The 15,700-nt window shown below is 59.8% G+C and carries 16 protein-coding genes, 1 tRNA gene and 1 pseudogene; 10 read left to right on the forward strand and 8 right to left on the reverse strand.

Translation table 11 applies throughout. The annotated features are described in order from the left end of the window. Nucleotides 1-91: 91 nt before the first annotated feature. Nucleotides 92-1,252, reverse strand: a complete 1,161-nt coding sequence (locus ACZ1GS_RS17270) for an acyl-CoA dehydrogenase family protein (RefSeq protein ID WP_472696397.1) — start codon at nucleotides 1,250-1,252, stop codon at nucleotides 92-94. 197 nt (nucleotides 1,253-1,449) lie between these two features. Here ACZ1GS_RS17270 and ACZ1GS_RS17275 point away from each other — a divergent pair, with 197 nt between their 5' ends. Then, the gene (locus ACZ1GS_RS17275) at nucleotides 1,450-2,019 is read left to right on the forward strand and encodes an NADPH-dependent FMN reductase (protein WP_472696398.1); all 570 of its coding nucleotides are present in this window, start codon (nucleotides 1,450-1,452) and stop codon (nucleotides 2,017-2,019) included. A gap of 19 nt (nucleotides 2,020-2,038) precedes the next feature. On the opposite strand, the gene ACZ1GS_RS17280 is transcribed toward ACZ1GS_RS17275, so the two are convergent. The 3 genes from ACZ1GS_RS17280 to ACZ1GS_RS17290 form a co-directional block, all read right to left on the reverse strand. Next, the gene (locus tag ACZ1GS_RS17280) at nucleotides 2,039-3,010 is read right to left on the reverse strand and encodes an NAD-dependent epimerase/dehydratase family protein (protein WP_472698167.1); all 972 of its coding nucleotides are present in this window, start codon (nucleotides 3,008-3,010) and stop codon (nucleotides 2,039-2,041) included. 111 nt (nucleotides 3,011-3,121) lie between these two features. After that, nucleotides 3,122-3,682, reverse strand: coding sequence for a phosphoribosyltransferase (locus ACZ1GS_RS17285; protein WP_472696399.1), 561 nt, complete (start codon nucleotides 3,680-3,682; stop codon nucleotides 3,122-3,124). Nucleotides 3,683-3,856: 174 nt separating this feature from the next. Next, nucleotides 3,857-3,945, reverse strand: a tRNA-Leu gene (locus ACZ1GS_RS17290). A 240-nt stretch (nucleotides 3,946-4,185) separates the two neighbouring features. Between ACZ1GS_RS17290 and ACZ1GS_RS17295 the strand changes: the two genes are divergently transcribed. Next, nucleotides 4,186-4,470, forward strand: coding sequence for a hypothetical protein (locus tag ACZ1GS_RS17295; RefSeq protein WP_472696400.1), 285 nt, complete (start codon nucleotides 4,186-4,188; stop codon nucleotides 4,468-4,470). A gap of 49 nt (nucleotides 4,471-4,519) precedes the next feature. Here the strand turns inward: ACZ1GS_RS17295 and ACZ1GS_RS17300 are convergent, their stop codons facing one another. Next, the gene (locus ACZ1GS_RS17300) at nucleotides 4,520-5,350 is read right to left on the reverse strand and encodes a zinc-ribbon domain-containing protein (protein ID WP_472696401.1); all 831 of its coding nucleotides are present in this window, start codon (nucleotides 5,348-5,350) and stop codon (nucleotides 4,520-4,522) included. Between the two features lie 200 nt (nucleotides 5,351-5,550). On the opposite strand from ACZ1GS_RS17300, the gene ftsE reads away from it, so the two are divergent. The 4 genes from ftsE to ACZ1GS_RS17320 are packed head-to-tail and all read left to right on the forward strand — an operon-like array spanning nucleotide 5,551 to nucleotide 8,420. Then, nucleotides 5,551-6,264: a cell division ATP-binding protein FtsE gene (gene ftsE / locus ACZ1GS_RS17305; RefSeq protein ID WP_472696402.1), complete on the forward strand. Its 714-nt coding sequence runs from the start codon at nucleotides 5,551-5,553 to the stop codon at nucleotides 6,262-6,264. Nucleotides 6,265-6,276: 12 nt separating this feature from the next. After that, nucleotides 6,277-7,185, forward strand: a complete 909-nt coding sequence (locus ACZ1GS_RS17310; protein WP_472696403.1) for a cell division protein FtsX — start codon at nucleotides 6,277-6,279, stop codon at nucleotides 7,183-7,185. A gap of 9 nt (nucleotides 7,186-7,194) precedes the next feature. Beyond that, nucleotides 7,195-7,728, forward strand: coding sequence for a YdcF family protein (locus tag ACZ1GS_RS17315; RefSeq protein WP_472696404.1), 534 nt, complete (start codon nucleotides 7,195-7,197; stop codon nucleotides 7,726-7,728). Continuing rightward, on the forward strand, nucleotides 7,728-8,420 hold the full coding sequence (locus ACZ1GS_RS17320; protein ID WP_472696405.1) for a lysophospholipid acyltransferase family protein: 693 nt from the start codon (nucleotides 7,728-7,730) through the stop codon (nucleotides 8,418-8,420). The genes ACZ1GS_RS17315 and ACZ1GS_RS17320 overlap by 1 nt, the downstream gene beginning before the upstream one ends. A 240-nt stretch (nucleotides 8,421-8,660) precedes the next feature. Here ACZ1GS_RS17320 and ACZ1GS_RS17325 read toward each other — a convergent pair. Together ACZ1GS_RS17325 and hisC are read right to left on the reverse strand one after the other, a co-directional pair. After that, nucleotides 8,661-9,570: pseudogene (locus ACZ1GS_RS17325) on the reverse strand (prephenate/arogenate dehydrogenase family protein). Continuing rightward, the gene (hisC, locus tag ACZ1GS_RS17330; RefSeq protein ID WP_472696406.1) at nucleotides 9,570-10,676 is read right to left on the reverse strand and encodes a histidinol-phosphate transaminase; all 1,107 of its coding nucleotides are present in this window, start codon (nucleotides 10,674-10,676) and stop codon (nucleotides 9,570-9,572) included. Before hisC ends, ACZ1GS_RS17325 begins: the two are co-directional and overlap by 1 nt. A gap of 114 nt (nucleotides 10,677-10,790) precedes the next feature. On the opposite strand from hisC, the gene metX reads away from it, so the two are divergent. From metX to ACZ1GS_RS17350, 4 genes are read left to right on the forward strand one after another with little or no spacing between them, the layout of a single operon-like run. Next, the gene (gene metX, locus ACZ1GS_RS17335) at nucleotides 10,791-11,924 is read left to right on the forward strand and encodes a homoserine O-acetyltransferase MetX (protein ID WP_472696407.1); all 1,134 of its coding nucleotides are present in this window, start codon (nucleotides 10,791-10,793) and stop codon (nucleotides 11,922-11,924) included. Then, on the forward strand, nucleotides 11,924-12,514 hold the full coding sequence (gene metW / locus ACZ1GS_RS17340) for a methionine biosynthesis protein MetW (protein WP_472696408.1): 591 nt from the start codon (nucleotides 11,924-11,926) through the stop codon (nucleotides 12,512-12,514). The genes metX and metW overlap by 1 nt, the downstream gene beginning before the upstream one ends. A gap of 31 nt (nucleotides 12,515-12,545) precedes the next feature. Further along, a complete protein-coding gene (locus ACZ1GS_RS17345; protein ID WP_472696409.1) occupies nucleotides 12,546-13,379 on the forward strand; it encodes an enoyl-CoA hydratase/isomerase family protein in 834 nt (277 codons plus the stop codon). Nucleotides 13,380-13,408: 29 nt separating this feature from the next. Then, complete coding sequence (locus ACZ1GS_RS17350) at nucleotides 13,409-15,202, forward strand: SLC13 family permease (RefSeq protein WP_472696410.1); 1,794 nt, start codon at nucleotides 13,409-13,411, stop codon at nucleotides 15,200-15,202. A gap of 20 nt (nucleotides 15,203-15,222) precedes the next feature. On the opposite strand, the gene ACZ1GS_RS17355 is transcribed toward ACZ1GS_RS17350, so the two are convergent. Beyond that, nucleotides 15,223-15,693 carry a YtoQ family protein gene (locus ACZ1GS_RS17355; RefSeq protein ID WP_472696411.1) on the reverse strand — a complete coding sequence of 157 codons (471 nt, stop codon included), beginning with the start codon at nucleotides 15,691-15,693 and terminating at the stop codon, nucleotides 15,223-15,225. Nucleotides 15,694-15,700: the final 7 nt, after the last annotated feature.

Below are 15,700 nucleotides of genomic sequence, written 5' to 3' on the forward strand. Positions count from 1 at the left end.
GCATAGTCAAGCAGTTTACGTAAACGTAAATAGTGTTTGGCACAGGCCTGCCGTCGACGAATCGCCACCGGCCGGGGGAACTCACCCTATACTATTCGAGGATGCTTTGATATTTCTGGCTGAACACGTCGCGGCCGACAATATAGCGCATGATCTCCGAGCTGCCGGCATAGATGCGGCTCATCCGCGCGTCGGTGAAGATCCGGCTGATCTCATATTCCTTCATATAGCCGGCACCGCCATGGAGTTGCAGGCCTAGATCGGCCATTTCCCATTCGATTTCGCTGCCCAGCATCTTGCCCTTGGCGGCGATATTCGCGGTGAGGCCGCCCTGGTTATGAATCTCGACGCAATGGTCAATATAGACCTGTAACATGTCGATCTTGGCGTCCAATTCGGCCATTTTGAACTGCGTGTTCTGCATGTCGGAGAGCTTCTTGCCAAAAACATCCCGCTCCATCACAAAGTCGCGCGTAATATCGAAAGCGCGGCGGGCCGAGGCGCCATAGCCGACCATCCCGATCAGGCGCTCTTCGGCGAGCCCCTCCATCAAGTGGATAAAGCCCTTGCCCGGTGTCCCCAGCTGGTTGGCCTTGGGAATCTTGACGTCCTTGAAGAACAGCTCGGCAGTATCCTGGGCGTGCAAGCCGATCTTCTCGAGATTGGCGCCGCGTTCAAAGCCCTCCATCCCGCGCTCGACAATCAGCAACACCATGGCATGCTTGTCGTCGACGCCGGCAATTTTCGCGGCGACAATAACGATGTCGGCGTTGATACCGTTGGAAATATAGGTTTTCGATCCGTTGAGCTGCCAGTAATCGCCCCTATCGGTTGCGGTCGTCTTCATGCCCGACAGATCGCTGCCGGCCCCGGGTTCGGTCATCGCCACGGCGAGAATCGTTTCGCCGCTGACACATTTGGGCAGGAACCGTTCGCGCTGTTCCTCATTGCCGATATTCTGGAAATAGGGCCCGACCAGCCGGCTGTGCAGGGTGTTATACCATTCGGCACAGCCTGCGCGGACGGTTTCCTCGATGATGATCTGTTCGTAGCGGAAATCATTATCGCCCATGCCGCCATATTTCTCGTCCGGCCAGATCATCAGAAAGCCCTGATCGCCCGCCTTTTTGAAAATCTCCCGGTCGACAATTCCGGCTTCCCGGAATTCGTCCATCCGGGGCGCCACTTCATCCGCCAGAAAGCGCCGATAGGCGTCGCGAAACATATGCTGTTCTTCGGTAAATTTGCGCATGAAAGATATCCTCAATTCGGTCGTGTGAGCGGTATGTATTGTGATTCTGTTCGGACTAGCGAGTCCGGTTTAATCGGTCAATTAATAGATCTGTGATGCGCGGCCGCCAACCTGTTCCTTCTGTCATCTCCTGACAACCCAGCCATGTCTCGCTGTTGCCCGTTGCAATATATTGAAAAGCCTTGATAAGGGCGCTTATGGCTATCGCATCAGACAAACCGTATATTCTCGGGCTCGGCGGCACGACGAATCCCGCATCTTCGACGGAACAGGCGCTGGCCATTGCGCTGAAGGCGGCGGCCGATCTGGGCGCTGAAACCGAATTATTCGGTTCCGACCGCCTTTGCGCGCTGCCCCATTACCGGTCAGATCCGGCTGGCCTGAATGATACCGGCAAGGCCCTGGTGGAAGCGGTTCGCCGGGCGGACGGGATCATCCTGTCCAGTCCCGGCTATCATGGCACGATTTCGGGCCTGGTGAAAAATGCGGTGGACTATATCGAGGAAACCGCCGGCGATGCGCGGGTCTATCTTGATGGCATTCCCGTTGGCCTGATCGTTACCGCCTATGGCTGGCAGGCCACCGGTTCCACGCTCGCGGCGTTGCGATCGATCGTTCACGCGTTGCGCGGCTGGCCGACTCCGCTCGGTGTCGGGATCAATGCGTCGGGCGGCATATTCAAGGACGGCCTCTGCGCCGATGACGGGGTGAACCAGCAATTGCATCTGGTCGCCGAACAGGTGTTGCGCGGCTCGCATCGCCGCTGATCGCGGCGCGCATGGTGGATCAATGATCCGCTGGCTGGTCGTAAAAGTCGCGATACCATTGCACGAAGCGCTGCAGCCCCTCCTCGAGCATCACCTTGGGCTGATATCCGGTCAAATTCTGGAGCTTTGATATATCGGCATAAGTGGCGGTGACATCACCCGGCTGCATCGGCTTCATGATCTTGTGAGCCGTTTTACCCAGTGCCGTTTCCAGCGCTCCGATCATGTCCATCAGGCCGACTGGCCGGTTGTCGCCAATATTCAGCAAGCGATTTTTGCCCGCTGGTGGCGGCGCATGCAGCGCCCCGATGATGCCGTCGACAATATCATCAATATAGGTAAAGTCCCGTGCCATCCGGCATTCGCCAAACACTGCGATCGGCTCGCCGGCGAGAATCTTTTGGGTAAATCCGAAATAGGCCATATCCGGCCGACCCCAGGGGCCATAAACGGTGAAAAAGTGCAGCCCGGTCTGCGGAAACCCGGAAAGCTTCGCATAGGCCTGGCTGATCAACTCGCCGGACCGCTTGGTCGCGGCATAGAGCGAAACCGGATCCATTGCCGCCTCGTCTTCGGCAAAGCCGGCACCGCCCATCGGGCGATCGCCAGAGACCGAACTCGAACTGGCATAGACGAGATGCTCGAAATTGGCGGCATGACGGCACGCCTCGAGAATCGCCAGATGCCCCTGGAGATTGGACTGCTGATAGGCGAACGGATTGTCGATACTGCAGCGGACCCCGGCCTGCGCGGCGAGATGGATGACCTTGCGAATTTGATGCTGATCCACCAGATCCCGTATCGCATCCGCAATATCCAGTTCGGCAAAGGTGAATCCGGACTGGGCCTGCAAATTGACCAGGCGGGCGGCTTTGAGCGCAGGGTCACAATAGCAGTTCATATTGTCGACACCGACAATAGCGGCGCCATCCGCGAGCAGCCGCAAACTGATCGCCCGGCCGATAAAGCCCGCAGCGCCGGTAATCAATATGGTGTCTTACATATCGTCGTTACTATCCATGCCGCCGAGGCGCTTGTGCCCGGATGATTACTGACCGGCATTGTTATCAGCAAGAGATAAAGATTTCCAATCTCTTGCGGCTTATTTGGTGCGCAGGATAATTTCCGATTCCGGCTTGTTTCGCTGGATTTCGTCGGTCGTCAGGCCTTGCAGCTCATGGGGAAAAATCAGCCAGTCGGCGGTTTCATGCAGAAAAAAGTCTGGTTGCAACAGCGTCTCGTTGCGCTCCGGCTTGTAATAGACCGTTGCCACACGGATATCGCGCGGCATATTGTGGCGGCACCGGCTGCCCAGTTCCTCGAGAAAAGCCTCGATGCTGCGGCCACTGTCGAACACGTCGTCAACAACCAGCAGGCTGTCATCGGGATTGAGCGTGTCGACCAGATAGCCCAGCGCAAAAACCGTAACCGTCCGCTCTTTTGTGTCGATGCCGCTATAAGAGGATGTGCGGATCGCGATATGGTCTGTCTCGACGCCGTGATATTCGAGGATTTCCTGCACCGCGATGCCCACCGGTGCGCCGCCGCGCCAGATCCCGACAATATGGGTCGGCTGAAAGTCGCTTTGCAGGATCTGCATGCCAAGCCGGAAAGAATCCGCCAGCAGGGCGTCGGCCGAAATATAGATTTTATCCGCAGTCATCGCCCTGGGCCTCCCGTTTGTCACCACGGTCCTAAATCGGATTGCGAGGGGGTACAAAGGCTTTCTCGGCCTGCTTTGCGGTCCGGGAAACAAAAGCGCAACGGGAAGGGTTGCAGCCGGCATCGCGCCAGAGCCAGATATTTCGGAAGGATCGAAACCCGTCGAAACCGGGACTGGTGCGGTCGAGAAGACTCGAACTTCCACGGGGTATTAACCCCACAGCGACCTCAACGCTGCGCGTCTACCAATTCCGCCACGACCGCACTGTCATCCGAACTAAGGCAATCTGCCTCCGGTAGGCGCGTGCCCTTAGCAAAGCGGTTCTGGACCCGCAACCGATATTCTTGGCTCCGCGACGCGCGCGCAATTAACCGTCGGCAGAAAAATGTCCCTTTTCCATACAATCTCGACGGGGCCATCCGTTTTCTAGGGCATGACATGCAAAAAACCCGGCATTAACTATCTATTTACCTTGTTTGGTGGCGCGGATCGGCGCTGTCCTGATGCCGATGTTTGAATTGCTTCTTCCCTTATTGCTGCTGGCGAGCAGCGACGCGGCAGAGACGGATTCCGCCGCGGGTGCGACCCGGCCGGTGGCCCGGGCCCCGGCGACCGCGCGGGCCCGGATTGTCAAAGGAGAGCCGGTACGCTTTGGCAATCTTGGCGCCCGACTGTCCGGCAGCGGCACATTTTCCCGCAATGGCAGCTATGCGCTGCCGATGGCGCGATCATCCGGCACACGGGTCAAGACGGGCGAACCGGTGCTAAGGTTGACCGAATTTCACTAGGACCATCGGTTGAATCTTTGGTTGTGGCGGCTGCGGCGGCCAATCGTCCTTATTCGCGGGACAAATCAGCCCAGCCGACCTCGAGCTGGCTGGCCGCGCGCGGCACATCGAGTTTCGCTTCGTTGAAATTGACCCGTGCGCCCGGCGCCAGTGCCGAGGCGGGCGCTTTCATCTTCCAGCTATAGACCACCCGGCCGCTGGCATCGCGCAGGATGACGAGCATGGGCGGCACGGATTGTTCGCTGTCGGTCGGATTGATGATCGTTCCGCTCGCGGCGAAATATTCGGTCCCGTCCGGCAAGGTGCGGCGGTCCTGTTTTGCGCTGAGTTCGATCAGCAAGGGCGTGTCTTCGACCGAAGCCATTTGATAGTCTTCAAACCAGTTTGGCGCGCCAAAGGCATAGAGTGCGCCACCGATCAAAACGACGAAAGCCGCGAAGGCAATGGCCGCTATTGTCCACAATTTGGCGGGGTTGCGGCGGGGCTTGAACGGCGGTTCATGGGCAAAGCTGCTATTTTCCGACACAAAGGGCGGCGCCATGGCCGGCGCAGCGGGAATCACCGGTTCGGTGACAGCGGCTTGTGGTGCCGGGCTGTCGGGTTCGGCCGGTTGCCCGCTCGGCTGCGCAGCCGGGGCTGCAGCCGCTGCCGGGCTGCCGTCGGCAACCGGCTCTGCCGGCGCTGCATTCTGGTTTTCCGGAGGGCGGGTTGTTGCGGGCGGCGTTTGCGGCTGGGCGGGTTTTTCCGGCGGCGTGAGCGCCGCGGCTTCCTGAAACCAGTTGTGGCGACACGAAGCACAGCGCACCGATCGGCCGGTCGGGCCGATGGCGCTGTCCGGAACAAGATACCGTGTTTTACAGGCCGGGCAATTCAATATCATCGCGTTCTTCTAAACACGCCAAACCGGCAAACTGCAAGTCTATGGTTAACGGTTTTGAGGCCAGTGCCATTATTTCAGCGTTTTCAATGCGATCAAAGACCGGCTTTGGCACGCGACAGTTGATTTCCAGCTATGTAACGTCCTATTGAGAACGCCAAACAGGCGCATAGGGCCCCGAGCAGGCGATTTAACCAATTCCGATGAACGAAATTGTCCAATTTGAAAATGTTGGCCTGCGCTACGGAGCAGGGGCGGAAACGCTGTCGGACCTGACCTTCACGCTCTATCCGGGAAGCTTCTATTTTCTGACTGGCGCATCCGGCGCCGGCAAGACGTCACTGCTCAAATTGCTCTATCTGTCGCAACGGCCCAGCCGCGGCCTGATCCGGTTGTTCGGCGAGGATGCGGTGACTATGCCGCGCGAACGCCTGCCCGGTTTTCGGCGGCGCATCGGGGTGGTGTTTCAGGATTTCCGGCTGGTGCCGCATCTGTCGGCGTTCGACAATATCGCGCTGCCGCTGCGGGTTGCCGGGGTGAAGGAAAAAGATCTCGAAACGCCGGTCGCGGAAATGCTCGACTGGGTTGGCCTCGGGGACCGCGCAGAAGCCCGTCCGGCCACGCTTTCCGGCGGCGAGCAGCAACGTGTGGCGATTGCCCGGGCGGTAATCGGCCGGCCTGAAATCCTGGTTGCCGATGAACCCACGGGCAATGTCGATCCCGAAATGGCGGTGCGCCTGCTTCAGCTGTTCGAGGCGCTGAACACGCTGGGCACGACGATCGTGGTGGCAACCCATGACATCCATTTGCTCAGCAAAGTTCCGGGCGCCCAGATGATGAAGCTGGAAAAAGGCGGATTGTCCGATCCGACCGGATCTCTGCGCCATCCCCCGCTGCCGCGCGATACGGCGCAATAGCGGCCGGGGCCGATGTTCGATCTGTTCTTTCTTCCCGGTCATGACCGGCGGTTGATTCCGGAAGGCCGATTGTCGGGGCCGATGCCGTGGGTGATCGCGATCATGATTTTCCTGACCGTGCTGGCCGGAGCCACCGGTCTCGCGCTTTCGGAAGCCGCGACCAGCATTTCCGATCAGCTCTCGAGCCGGGTCACCGTCCAGATTGTCGAGGCCGATCCCGAGGCCAGGGACCAGCAGACACAGGATGCTGCGGCGCGTTTGCGCGGCATGGATCTGGTGGCGGACGTCCGGGTGGTGCCGCAGGACGAGATCGAGCAATTAATTGCCCCGTGGATCGGTCAGGACGTCGGCACGGGCAGCATCGCGGATGATATTCCGTTGCCGAGTCTGATTGACCTCACTCTCGCGCAACCGGCCAATGAGGCCGGGTTGACCAATTTGCGCAACGCGCTGCGCCCGCTGACCGCCAATGCGCGGGTGGAACCGAGCAGCGGCTATGTCGCGCCGGTGCTGGCACTGGTCCGGTCGCTGCAATGGATTGCTTTCGGGCTGGTTGCCCTGCTCGCTCTGGCCACCGCTGCGGCGGTGATCATATCGGTCCGGGCGGCGCTGAACACGCACAAGGAAACCATCGGCGTGATTCATCTGCTCGGCGGCACCGATCGGCAGATCAGCAGGCTTTTTCAACGGCGTATCGCCCTTGATGCGTTGCTTGGCGGGATCCTGGGCCTGATCGGCGGGGTCGCGATCGTCGTGCTGATCAGCATGCAGCTATCCGCCCTGGGGTCCGGCTTGATCGAATCGCTCGGCTTGTCCTGGTATAGCTGGTTGATTATCGCCGCCATTCCGATATTGGGAATGGTTCTGGCGATGATGACCGCTCGGATGACGGTTATCGGCGCCCTCAAGAAAATATTGTAGTCCACGCTGATGATCTTGCGCCTCTTTTGTTTTTTGCTCCTCGGCTGGATGATCGGCTTTGCCTGGTTTGCGATTGACCTTCCCCGTCCGGCAGAAAGCGACGCCAAAACGGATTCGATTGTCGTGCTGACCGGCGGACCGGGCCGGATCGAATATGCCCTGCAGCTGCTCGAGGCGGAGCAAGCCAAGTCTCTGCTGATCTCGGGCGTCGACCGGGATGTAAAGCCAGGCGAGCTCGCCGCGGAATATGATCGCCCGGACAGTTTGTTTGAATGCTGTATCGATCTCGGCTTTCAGGCCGTCGATACGCGGTCCAACGCACTCGAAACCGCGCGCTGGGCGGCCGGCCGGGAGGATAGCTCGCTGCGTCTGGTGACGTCGGACTGGCACATGCGGCGCGCCCGGCTTGAGCTTGAACGGGCGATCCCGGCCGATATCCGAATCGTTCCCGATGCCGTGGCCACCAAGCCTTCGCTCGGGACGATGTTCGTCGAATATAACAAATTTCTGATGCGCCGACTGGCGGCCTTTGCGGGGGTGTGATGATGCTGGCCAAAATCCGTTCGCTGCTGTTCCTGCCGATCTTCTACGGGGGATCGACGCCGATCATCATTCTCGCCTTTCTGGTGGCGATTTTCTCGCGGCGGGGCACCCATTTCATGGCGCGAGTGTGGAGCGGCTATCATTATCTTTGCGCGCGGATCATCCTCGGTATCAAGGCCGAAATCCGGGGCGAGATCCGCAACGAACCGTTGCTCTATGTCTTCAAGCATGAAAGCATGTTCGAAACGATCGACCTGCTGCGGATCTTTGAAAAACCGGTGGTGATTGCCAAGAAGGAACTGCTGGTCATTCCGCTATGGGGCTGGATTGCCAAACGGCACGGCCTGCTCGGCATTGACCGCGACGGCGGCGGCGCGGCGATGCGCCAGATTATCAAGCAGGCCAAACAGGCCAAGGCCGAAGGCCGTCCGATCGTGATTTTTGCCGAAGGCAGCCGGGCGCATCATGGCGAACGTCCGCCGCTGCAAACCGGATTTGCCGGAATCTATAAACTTATGGGCCTCCCGCTGGTGCCGGTCGCGCTGGACAGCGGCCTGGTCGCGCCGCGCGACACTTTTGTCCAGAAAAGTGGCGTGATCACCTATGCCGTCCAACCCGAAATCGAACCCGGGCTCGATCGCGATGATATTCGCGACCGGGTGCACGAAGCGATCAACGCGCTGAACGACTGACGGTTGCCGGGCGTCACCGCACGCGCCACGACCACTGGGTGGCTGTCCTACAACCGGCCCGGGCGCTATAGTCGGAACAACCCGGCGATGAATGGCCGGATGGGTTTCGGTGAAAGGTCACACTCGCCATCGGCGTTATGTCGTTAAACCACTGATAAATAAGTATTTATAAGAATGAACGGCGGAACAGAAAAGGGGCCGTCTGTGTGATGTTTCAACCGCGCTCGGTATCCCTGAGCGCTAGTCGTGACTCCGGCCGAAATCCGGCCCGGCATCGTCCTGGCCCTCTTCGATGATCCGGCGACGGATCGCGCGGGTTTTGGAGAAGAGTTCGAACAGCTCGTCGCCCTTGTCCCAGCAGAATCGCGCGCTGCAGGGCGGTGAGGTCTTCGGAAAAGCGCTGGAGCATTTCGAGCACCGCATCCTTGTTGGACAGGAACACGTCGCGCCACATGGTTGGGTCCGAGGCGGCAATGCGGGTGAAATCGCGGAAACCGCCCGCGGAATATTTGATCACTTCGCTGCGCGTGACATCCTCGAGGTCGGATGCGGTGCCGACAATCGTATAGGCGATGAGATGCGGCAAATGGCTGGTCACGGCGAGCACCAGATCATGATGTTTGGCATCCATGATCTCGATATTGGCGCCGAGCTTCTCCCAGAAGGCGCGGACGCGTTCGACATCGCCTTCGGCGGCGTCATCGGGCGGCGTCAGGATGCACCAGCGGTCGTGAAACAGCGTCGCGAAGCCGGCGTCCGGTCCGCTATGCTCGGTGCCGGCAACCGGGTGGGCGGGGATGATCCGCGCGCCCGGCAAGGCTTTGGTCAAGCGCTCGATCACGCCGCCTTTCGAGGATCCCACGTCGCTGATAATCGCTTCGGATGGCAGGTCTTCCGCCATGTCTGCGGCGACCGACGCCATGGCGCCAACCGGGATGCAGAGCAGGACGAGATCGGCGTCAGTCACCGCGGCGCCCGCGCTATCCGCGACATCATCACAAAAGCCGAGGTCCAGCACGCGGGCCCGCACGGCGGGGTCCGCGTCATAGCCGGTGATCCGGGCGGTAGGCATGCTCGCCTTGATGCCATGGGCAATGGACGAGCCGATCAGACCCAGTCCGATGATGGTGATATTCGCAAAGGGCAGCATCAGGCGGCTTGGTCCAATATCTGGCGCAGCGCGTCGGCCACGCCGCGGGTCTCGGTTTCGGTGCCGATGGTGATCCGCAAGCCGTTGACCAGACCCTGACCCGGCAGCCAGCGAACCACATAACCATGTTCCATCAAAGCGGAGTTGGCCGCTTCTGCCGATAGCGCCCCTTCAAACAGGACCAGCAGGAAATTGGTGTGCGATGGGATAACCCGCAAGCCATGATTGCCCATGGCCTCGATTTCTTCGGTCAGCCATGCCCGCCACTGGCGGTTATGATCGCGGCTGGCGGCTACGAAACCATCATCGGCCAGCGCCGCCAATGCGGCTTCCTGTCCGGCGGTGGTGACATTGAACGGTTGGCGGATCCGGTTCATCGCATCGATGATCGCCGGCGCAGCATAGCCCCAGCCAATCCGTTCCGCGGCGAGGCCATGAATCTTCGAAAAGGTCCGGGTGACCAGGACATTGTCGCTGGTCCGCGCGAGATCCATCGCCCCGTCATCTTCATCGGCCTCCAGATATTCGGCATAGGCGCCATCGAGCACCAGCAGCACCGAACTGGGCAGGGTGTCATGCAGACGTTTGATCTCCGCGGCGCTCGACAGGGTCCCGGTGGGATTGTTCGGATTGGCGAGATAGATCAGCTTGGTCTTGTCGGTCACCTTGGCGAGCACCGCATCAATATCGGTGCCATAGTCGCGATCATCGGCCACCACCGGGGTGCCGCCATAGCGCTTGGCCGCAATCTCATAAACTGCGAAGCCATAGCGCACATAGATGACTTCATCGCCGGGGCCGGTAAAGGCATTGGCAACCAGCTGCAGGACATCGTCTGATCCGGTGCCGCAGATGATCCGCGCCGGGTCGAGATCATATTTCTCGCTGATCGCCGCGCGCAGGGCGTTGGATCCGCCATCGGGGTAACGGTCGGCGGTCGCGGCAGCGGCGGCCAGCGCGCTGCTGGCATCGGGGCTGCAGCCCAGCGGGTTTTCATTGGCGGACAATTTGATCAGCTTGCGGCCATCATCGCTGCCGGCTTTTCCGGGCACATAGGCGGCGATGTCGAGGATCCAGTCTTTTGGCTGCGGAGTCAGTTTTCCCATGGCTTTCACTTCATGCTAGCGGTGATTTCGTCTCGCCGGACTAGCCTGCACAGCGATGCAGTCAACCGCAATATCGTTTGACCGCCACGCAATCCCGCCTTAGCCCCTGAATTCATGAGCACAATGCCGAGCGATGATACGCGGTTCGGACGCGATAAAACGGTTCGTTTGATGGGCCCGTTGCCGCTCGACAATGGCGGCGAACTGACCCCGGTTGAAATTGCTTATGAAACCTACGGTACGCTGAATGCCGATTGCTCCAATGCGATCCTGGTCTGTCATGCGCTGACCGGGGATCAGTTTCTCGCCTCGACCCATCCGGTGACCGGCAAGGATGGCTGGTGGGTGCGGATGGTCGGGCCCGGCAAGCCGATCGACACCGACCGCCATTTTGTCATTTGCGCCAATGTCATCGGCAGCTGCATGGGCTCGTCCGGTCCGGCGACGATCAATCCGGCGACCGAAAAGCCCTGGGGCATGGATTTTCCGGTGCTGACCATTGCCGATATGGTGCGTGCCCAGGCCTTGCTGCTTGATCATCTTGGCATTGCCTGCCTTCATGCCGTCATTGGCGGATCGATGGGAGGAATGCAGGCGATTAGCTGGACCGCCCTCTATCCCGAGCGAGTGCGGTCGGCGGTGATTATCGCCTCCGCCGCGCGCCATAGTGCCCAGAATATCGCCTTTCATGAGGTCGGTCGTCAGGCGATCATGGCTGATCCGCGCTGGCAGGGCGGCGCCTATTATGCCCAGGACAATCCGCCCAGTGCAGGTCTCGCGGTGGCGCGCATGGCGGCCCATATTACCTATTTGTCCGAAGCCGGCCTGACCGAGAAATTCGGTCGCCGCCTGCAGGACCGCGAAACGAAGACCTTTGGCTTTGATGCCGATTTTCAGGTCGAGAGCTATTTGCGCCATCAGGGGATCAGCTTTGTCGACCGGTTTGATGCGAATAGCTATCTCTACATCACCCGTGCGATGGACTATTTTGATCTCGCCGAAGCGCATGGCGGGACTCTGGCCAATGCCTTTGCCGGATCGCAAACCCGCTTTTGCCTGATCAGCTTTGACACCGACTGGCTCTACCCGACCAGTGAATCGCGGACCATTGTCCATGCGCTCAACGCGGCCGGGGCGGCGGCGAGTTTTGTCGAGCTGTCGAGCGCCTTTGGCCATGACAGTTTCCTGCTCGAAAATCCCGAGATGAACCAGATTGTCGACGGGTTTCTGAAAGCGGGAGAGGCCTGATGACCAAACTCCGCCCCGATCTGCAGATCATTGCCGACAATATCGCGCCGGGTAGCCGGGTGCTCGACATTGGCTGCGGGGATGGCGCCCTGATGGCGGCCTTGCGCGACCAGAAGCAGGTCGATGCGCGCGGGCTGGAGCTGGACCCGGCCAATGTGGCCAGCGCCGTGAGCAAGGGGCTATCTGTGGTTCAGGGCGATGCCGATATTGATCTCAGCGCCTATCCGGATGGCAGTTTTGACTATGCCGTGCTCAGCCAGACCTTGCAGACCACCCGGCGACCCGATGCGATCCTCGACGGATTGCTACGGATCGGCAAACAGGCCTTTGTCAGCTTCCCCAATTTCGCCCATTGGCGGGTGCGGATGTCGCTGCTGGTGGGCGGGCGGATGCCGGTCACCCGCCTGTTGCCGCAAAACTGGTATGATACGCCCAATATCCACCATGTCACGATCGACGATTTTCGCGCGCTGGTGCGGGATCACAAGCTCCATCAGGAAGGACAATGGTTCCTCAGCGGCGACAAGCAGACCGGCAGCGGCATGGCTAATTTGCTGGCCGAACATGCGGTGTTCCTGTTGCGGCGGTGAACCGGCGCGCGGGTCACGATAAGGATTGATTATGGCCTATGACTATGAGCTTCTGAAGGTGACACGAACCGGCCGGTTGGCCGAGGTGATCATTGCCAATCCACCGATCAACCTGATCACCCAGCAACTATTTGGCGAATGGATGGCGCTGGCCGAAGAGCTGGAAGCGGATCGCGACCTGACGGTTATCATCTTCAAAAGCGCCAACCCGGACTTTTTCATGGCGCATTTTGATGTCGAGCTGATTTTATCCTTTCCCGTCGACGAGCCAGCGGAGCGCAGCACCGAGGCTAATCCATTTCATGTCCTGTGCCAGCGCTTCCGGACCATCGACAAGATTACCATCGCCCAGGTCGAAGGCCGTGTCGGCGGCGGCGGGAACGAGATTATCTCCAATATGGACATGCGCTTTGGTGTCCTTGGGAAAGCGCTGTTCAATCAGATGGAAGTGCCGCTGGGCATTTTGCCTGGCGGGACCGGCACGCAAAATCTGGCACGGATTATCGGTCATGGACGAGCGATCGAAGTCATAGTCGGCGCTGAGGATATGGATGCGGCGACTGCCGAGCGCTGGGGCTATCTGAACCGGGTTTATGCGGCAGACGCGATTGAGGACAAAGTCCGTGCGCTGGCCGAACGGATTGCCCGCTTTCCGGTCGAAGCGGTCCGGCTCGCCAAGCAATCGACCGGCAACGCGTCAGGCGCGCAGGACGCAGGGCTCGCTGAGGAATCCTTCCTGTTTCAGCAGCTGATTCGCACACCGGCGGCGCGCGCCAATATGCAGACATTTCTCGATGTCGGCGGTCAAACAAGAGACGGCGAGTTGCAGCTTGGCGCCCTGATCGATCAATTGAACAAAAGCTGATCGCAAGGTCGCCGGCTTAGGAGCACATAGTGGACTGGATATCAATTTGGGAAACCGCGAAACCCTTTGTCGGGCTGGCCATATTGGTCGCCTTGTTCTGGGCGTTTATCAGCGAACGCAGCCCGCCTGCGGTCACCGCCGTGGTCGCTGCTGCGGTGATGCTGGTCATCGGGTTGCTCGACAGCCCGGACCTGCTCGGGGTGTTCTCCAACCCGGCGCCGCTGACCATTGGCGCGATGTTCATCCTGTCTGGCGCGCTTGTCCGGACCGGGGTCATCGAGGCGCTGGCAGGCTTTGCCGCAAAGCAGGCGGAAACCCGGCCCAAAAGTGCGATCGGCGCGTTTCTTGGCGGGACATTCCTGTCCTCCGCCTTTGTCAACAACACGCCGGTGGTGATCATTCTGATCCCGATCATGCGCAAGATTGCGAAGGTTTCCGGCATCGCGGTGAGCAAGCTGCTGATCCCGCTCTCCTATATCTCGATCCTCGGTGGCAGCCTGACCTTGCTCGGGACCTCGACCAACCTGCTGGTTGACGGCGTTGCCCAGGAAAATGGCCAGGCCCCGTTCGGCCTGTTCGAAATCACTCAGGTCGGCCTGATCGCTGCGGTCACCGGAATCATCATGATCGCGATTCTCGGTCCCTTCTTTCTGCCCAACAGGAAAGCCAATAACCTCGCCGATCAGACCCCGGAGTCGCAATATCTGACCGATATCCGGATACAGGAAGACAGCGAATATATCGGCAAGAAAGTCTCCGAGATCACCGCCTTTACCCGGTCCGGTGTCACCATTGCCGGCCGCCGGATGGGCAATGCGATCGACCGCGTGGCTTTTTCCGATCATGTGCTGGTCGGCGGGGAAACCATTGTCGCTGCGGTGACCCAGGAAGAATTATTGTCGCTCGCCGAAATTGATGGCCTGTCCCTGGGCTATGTTGGCGTCAAGCAGCCAACGACGCCGATTGGCGACACCCATACCCGCTTGGTCGAGCTGGTGATCGGACCCTCTCATCGCTCGGTCGGCAAATCATTGCCCAATCTGCCCTTTCTTTCGCGTGTGCCGGCCCGCGTTCTGGGTCTCTCGCGGCCGCGGCATATTGCCGGACCGACGCTGGCTGAAGCGCGCATCCGCCATGGTGACGGCCTGCTGGTGCAGACCGACGATGTGTCGGTCGAAACCTTGCAGGACAATGCCGATCTGGTCCATTTGCAGGAACCGGAATCCCGCGCCTATCGACGCGCGCGGGCGCCGATCGCTATTCTCACGCTGGCGATCATCATCATCGCCGCCACGCTGGGTGTGATGCCGATCGCGGCGCTGGCGATGCTCGGTGTGGCGGCGGTGCTGGTCACCCGCTGTATCGACAGCGATGAGGCCTGGTCGGCGATTGACGGCAATGTCCTGGTGCTGATCTTTGCGATGCTGGCGGTCGGGAAGGGGCTTGAAAATGCCGGAACGGTGCAGCTGATTGTCGACACGCTGCTGCCGTTGCTCAACATGATCTCGCCGCTCTGGCTGATCATTGCGGTCTATTCGCTGACCTCGCTGCTCACCGAAACCGCGACCAATAATGCCGTGGCGGTCATCATGACGCCACTGGTCATCGGCATTGCCGAGCAAACCGGGGTCGATGTGCGCAGCCTGCTGGTTGCGGTGATGTTCGGCGCCTCCGCGAGTTTTGCCACGCCAGTGGGTTATCAGACAAACACGCTGGTCTACACGGCCGGCAACTACCGCTTCGCCGATTTTGTGAAGATCGGTCTGCCGCTGAATATCGGCGTCGGCATCGCCGCCTGTCTGGCGATCTACTATATTCTCTGAGCGCGCGGCGGCGGCGGGTTTCAGGCGGTATAGCCAGCGAGCCTGCCGGTGATGACATAATCGAGAATATCGACAATCTGTTCCGGCGTTTCGGCGACGGCGAGGGCCGCAGCGTCGATTTCCTTGAGCGGGTGGATGATCTCGGGTCCGTGATTGATGATCAGTGGCTTGCCGAGCGCTGCCGCATAGCCGGCATCAAAAGCGGCGTTCCATTGCTTATATTTGTCGCCAAAGCGGACGACGACAATATCGGCCTGCTTGATCAGCGTGGAGGTCCGGATGGCGTTGATCTGTGCGCCCTTGCGATCGTGCCAGACTTTGTCATCTTCCGCGCCCAATATCGTGACGCCGCAATCATCCGAGGCCGGATGGTCGGTAACCGGTGCGGAAAATTCCACTGGAAGTCCTTTGGCTGCGGCGCCCTGCGCAATGGCCCCGCGCCAGTCGGTGTGAATTTCACCGGACAAATAGACCGACCAATTTTTCGCCATTTGCTGT

This window comes from Parasphingorhabdus sp. W113, from assembly GCF_055693205.1.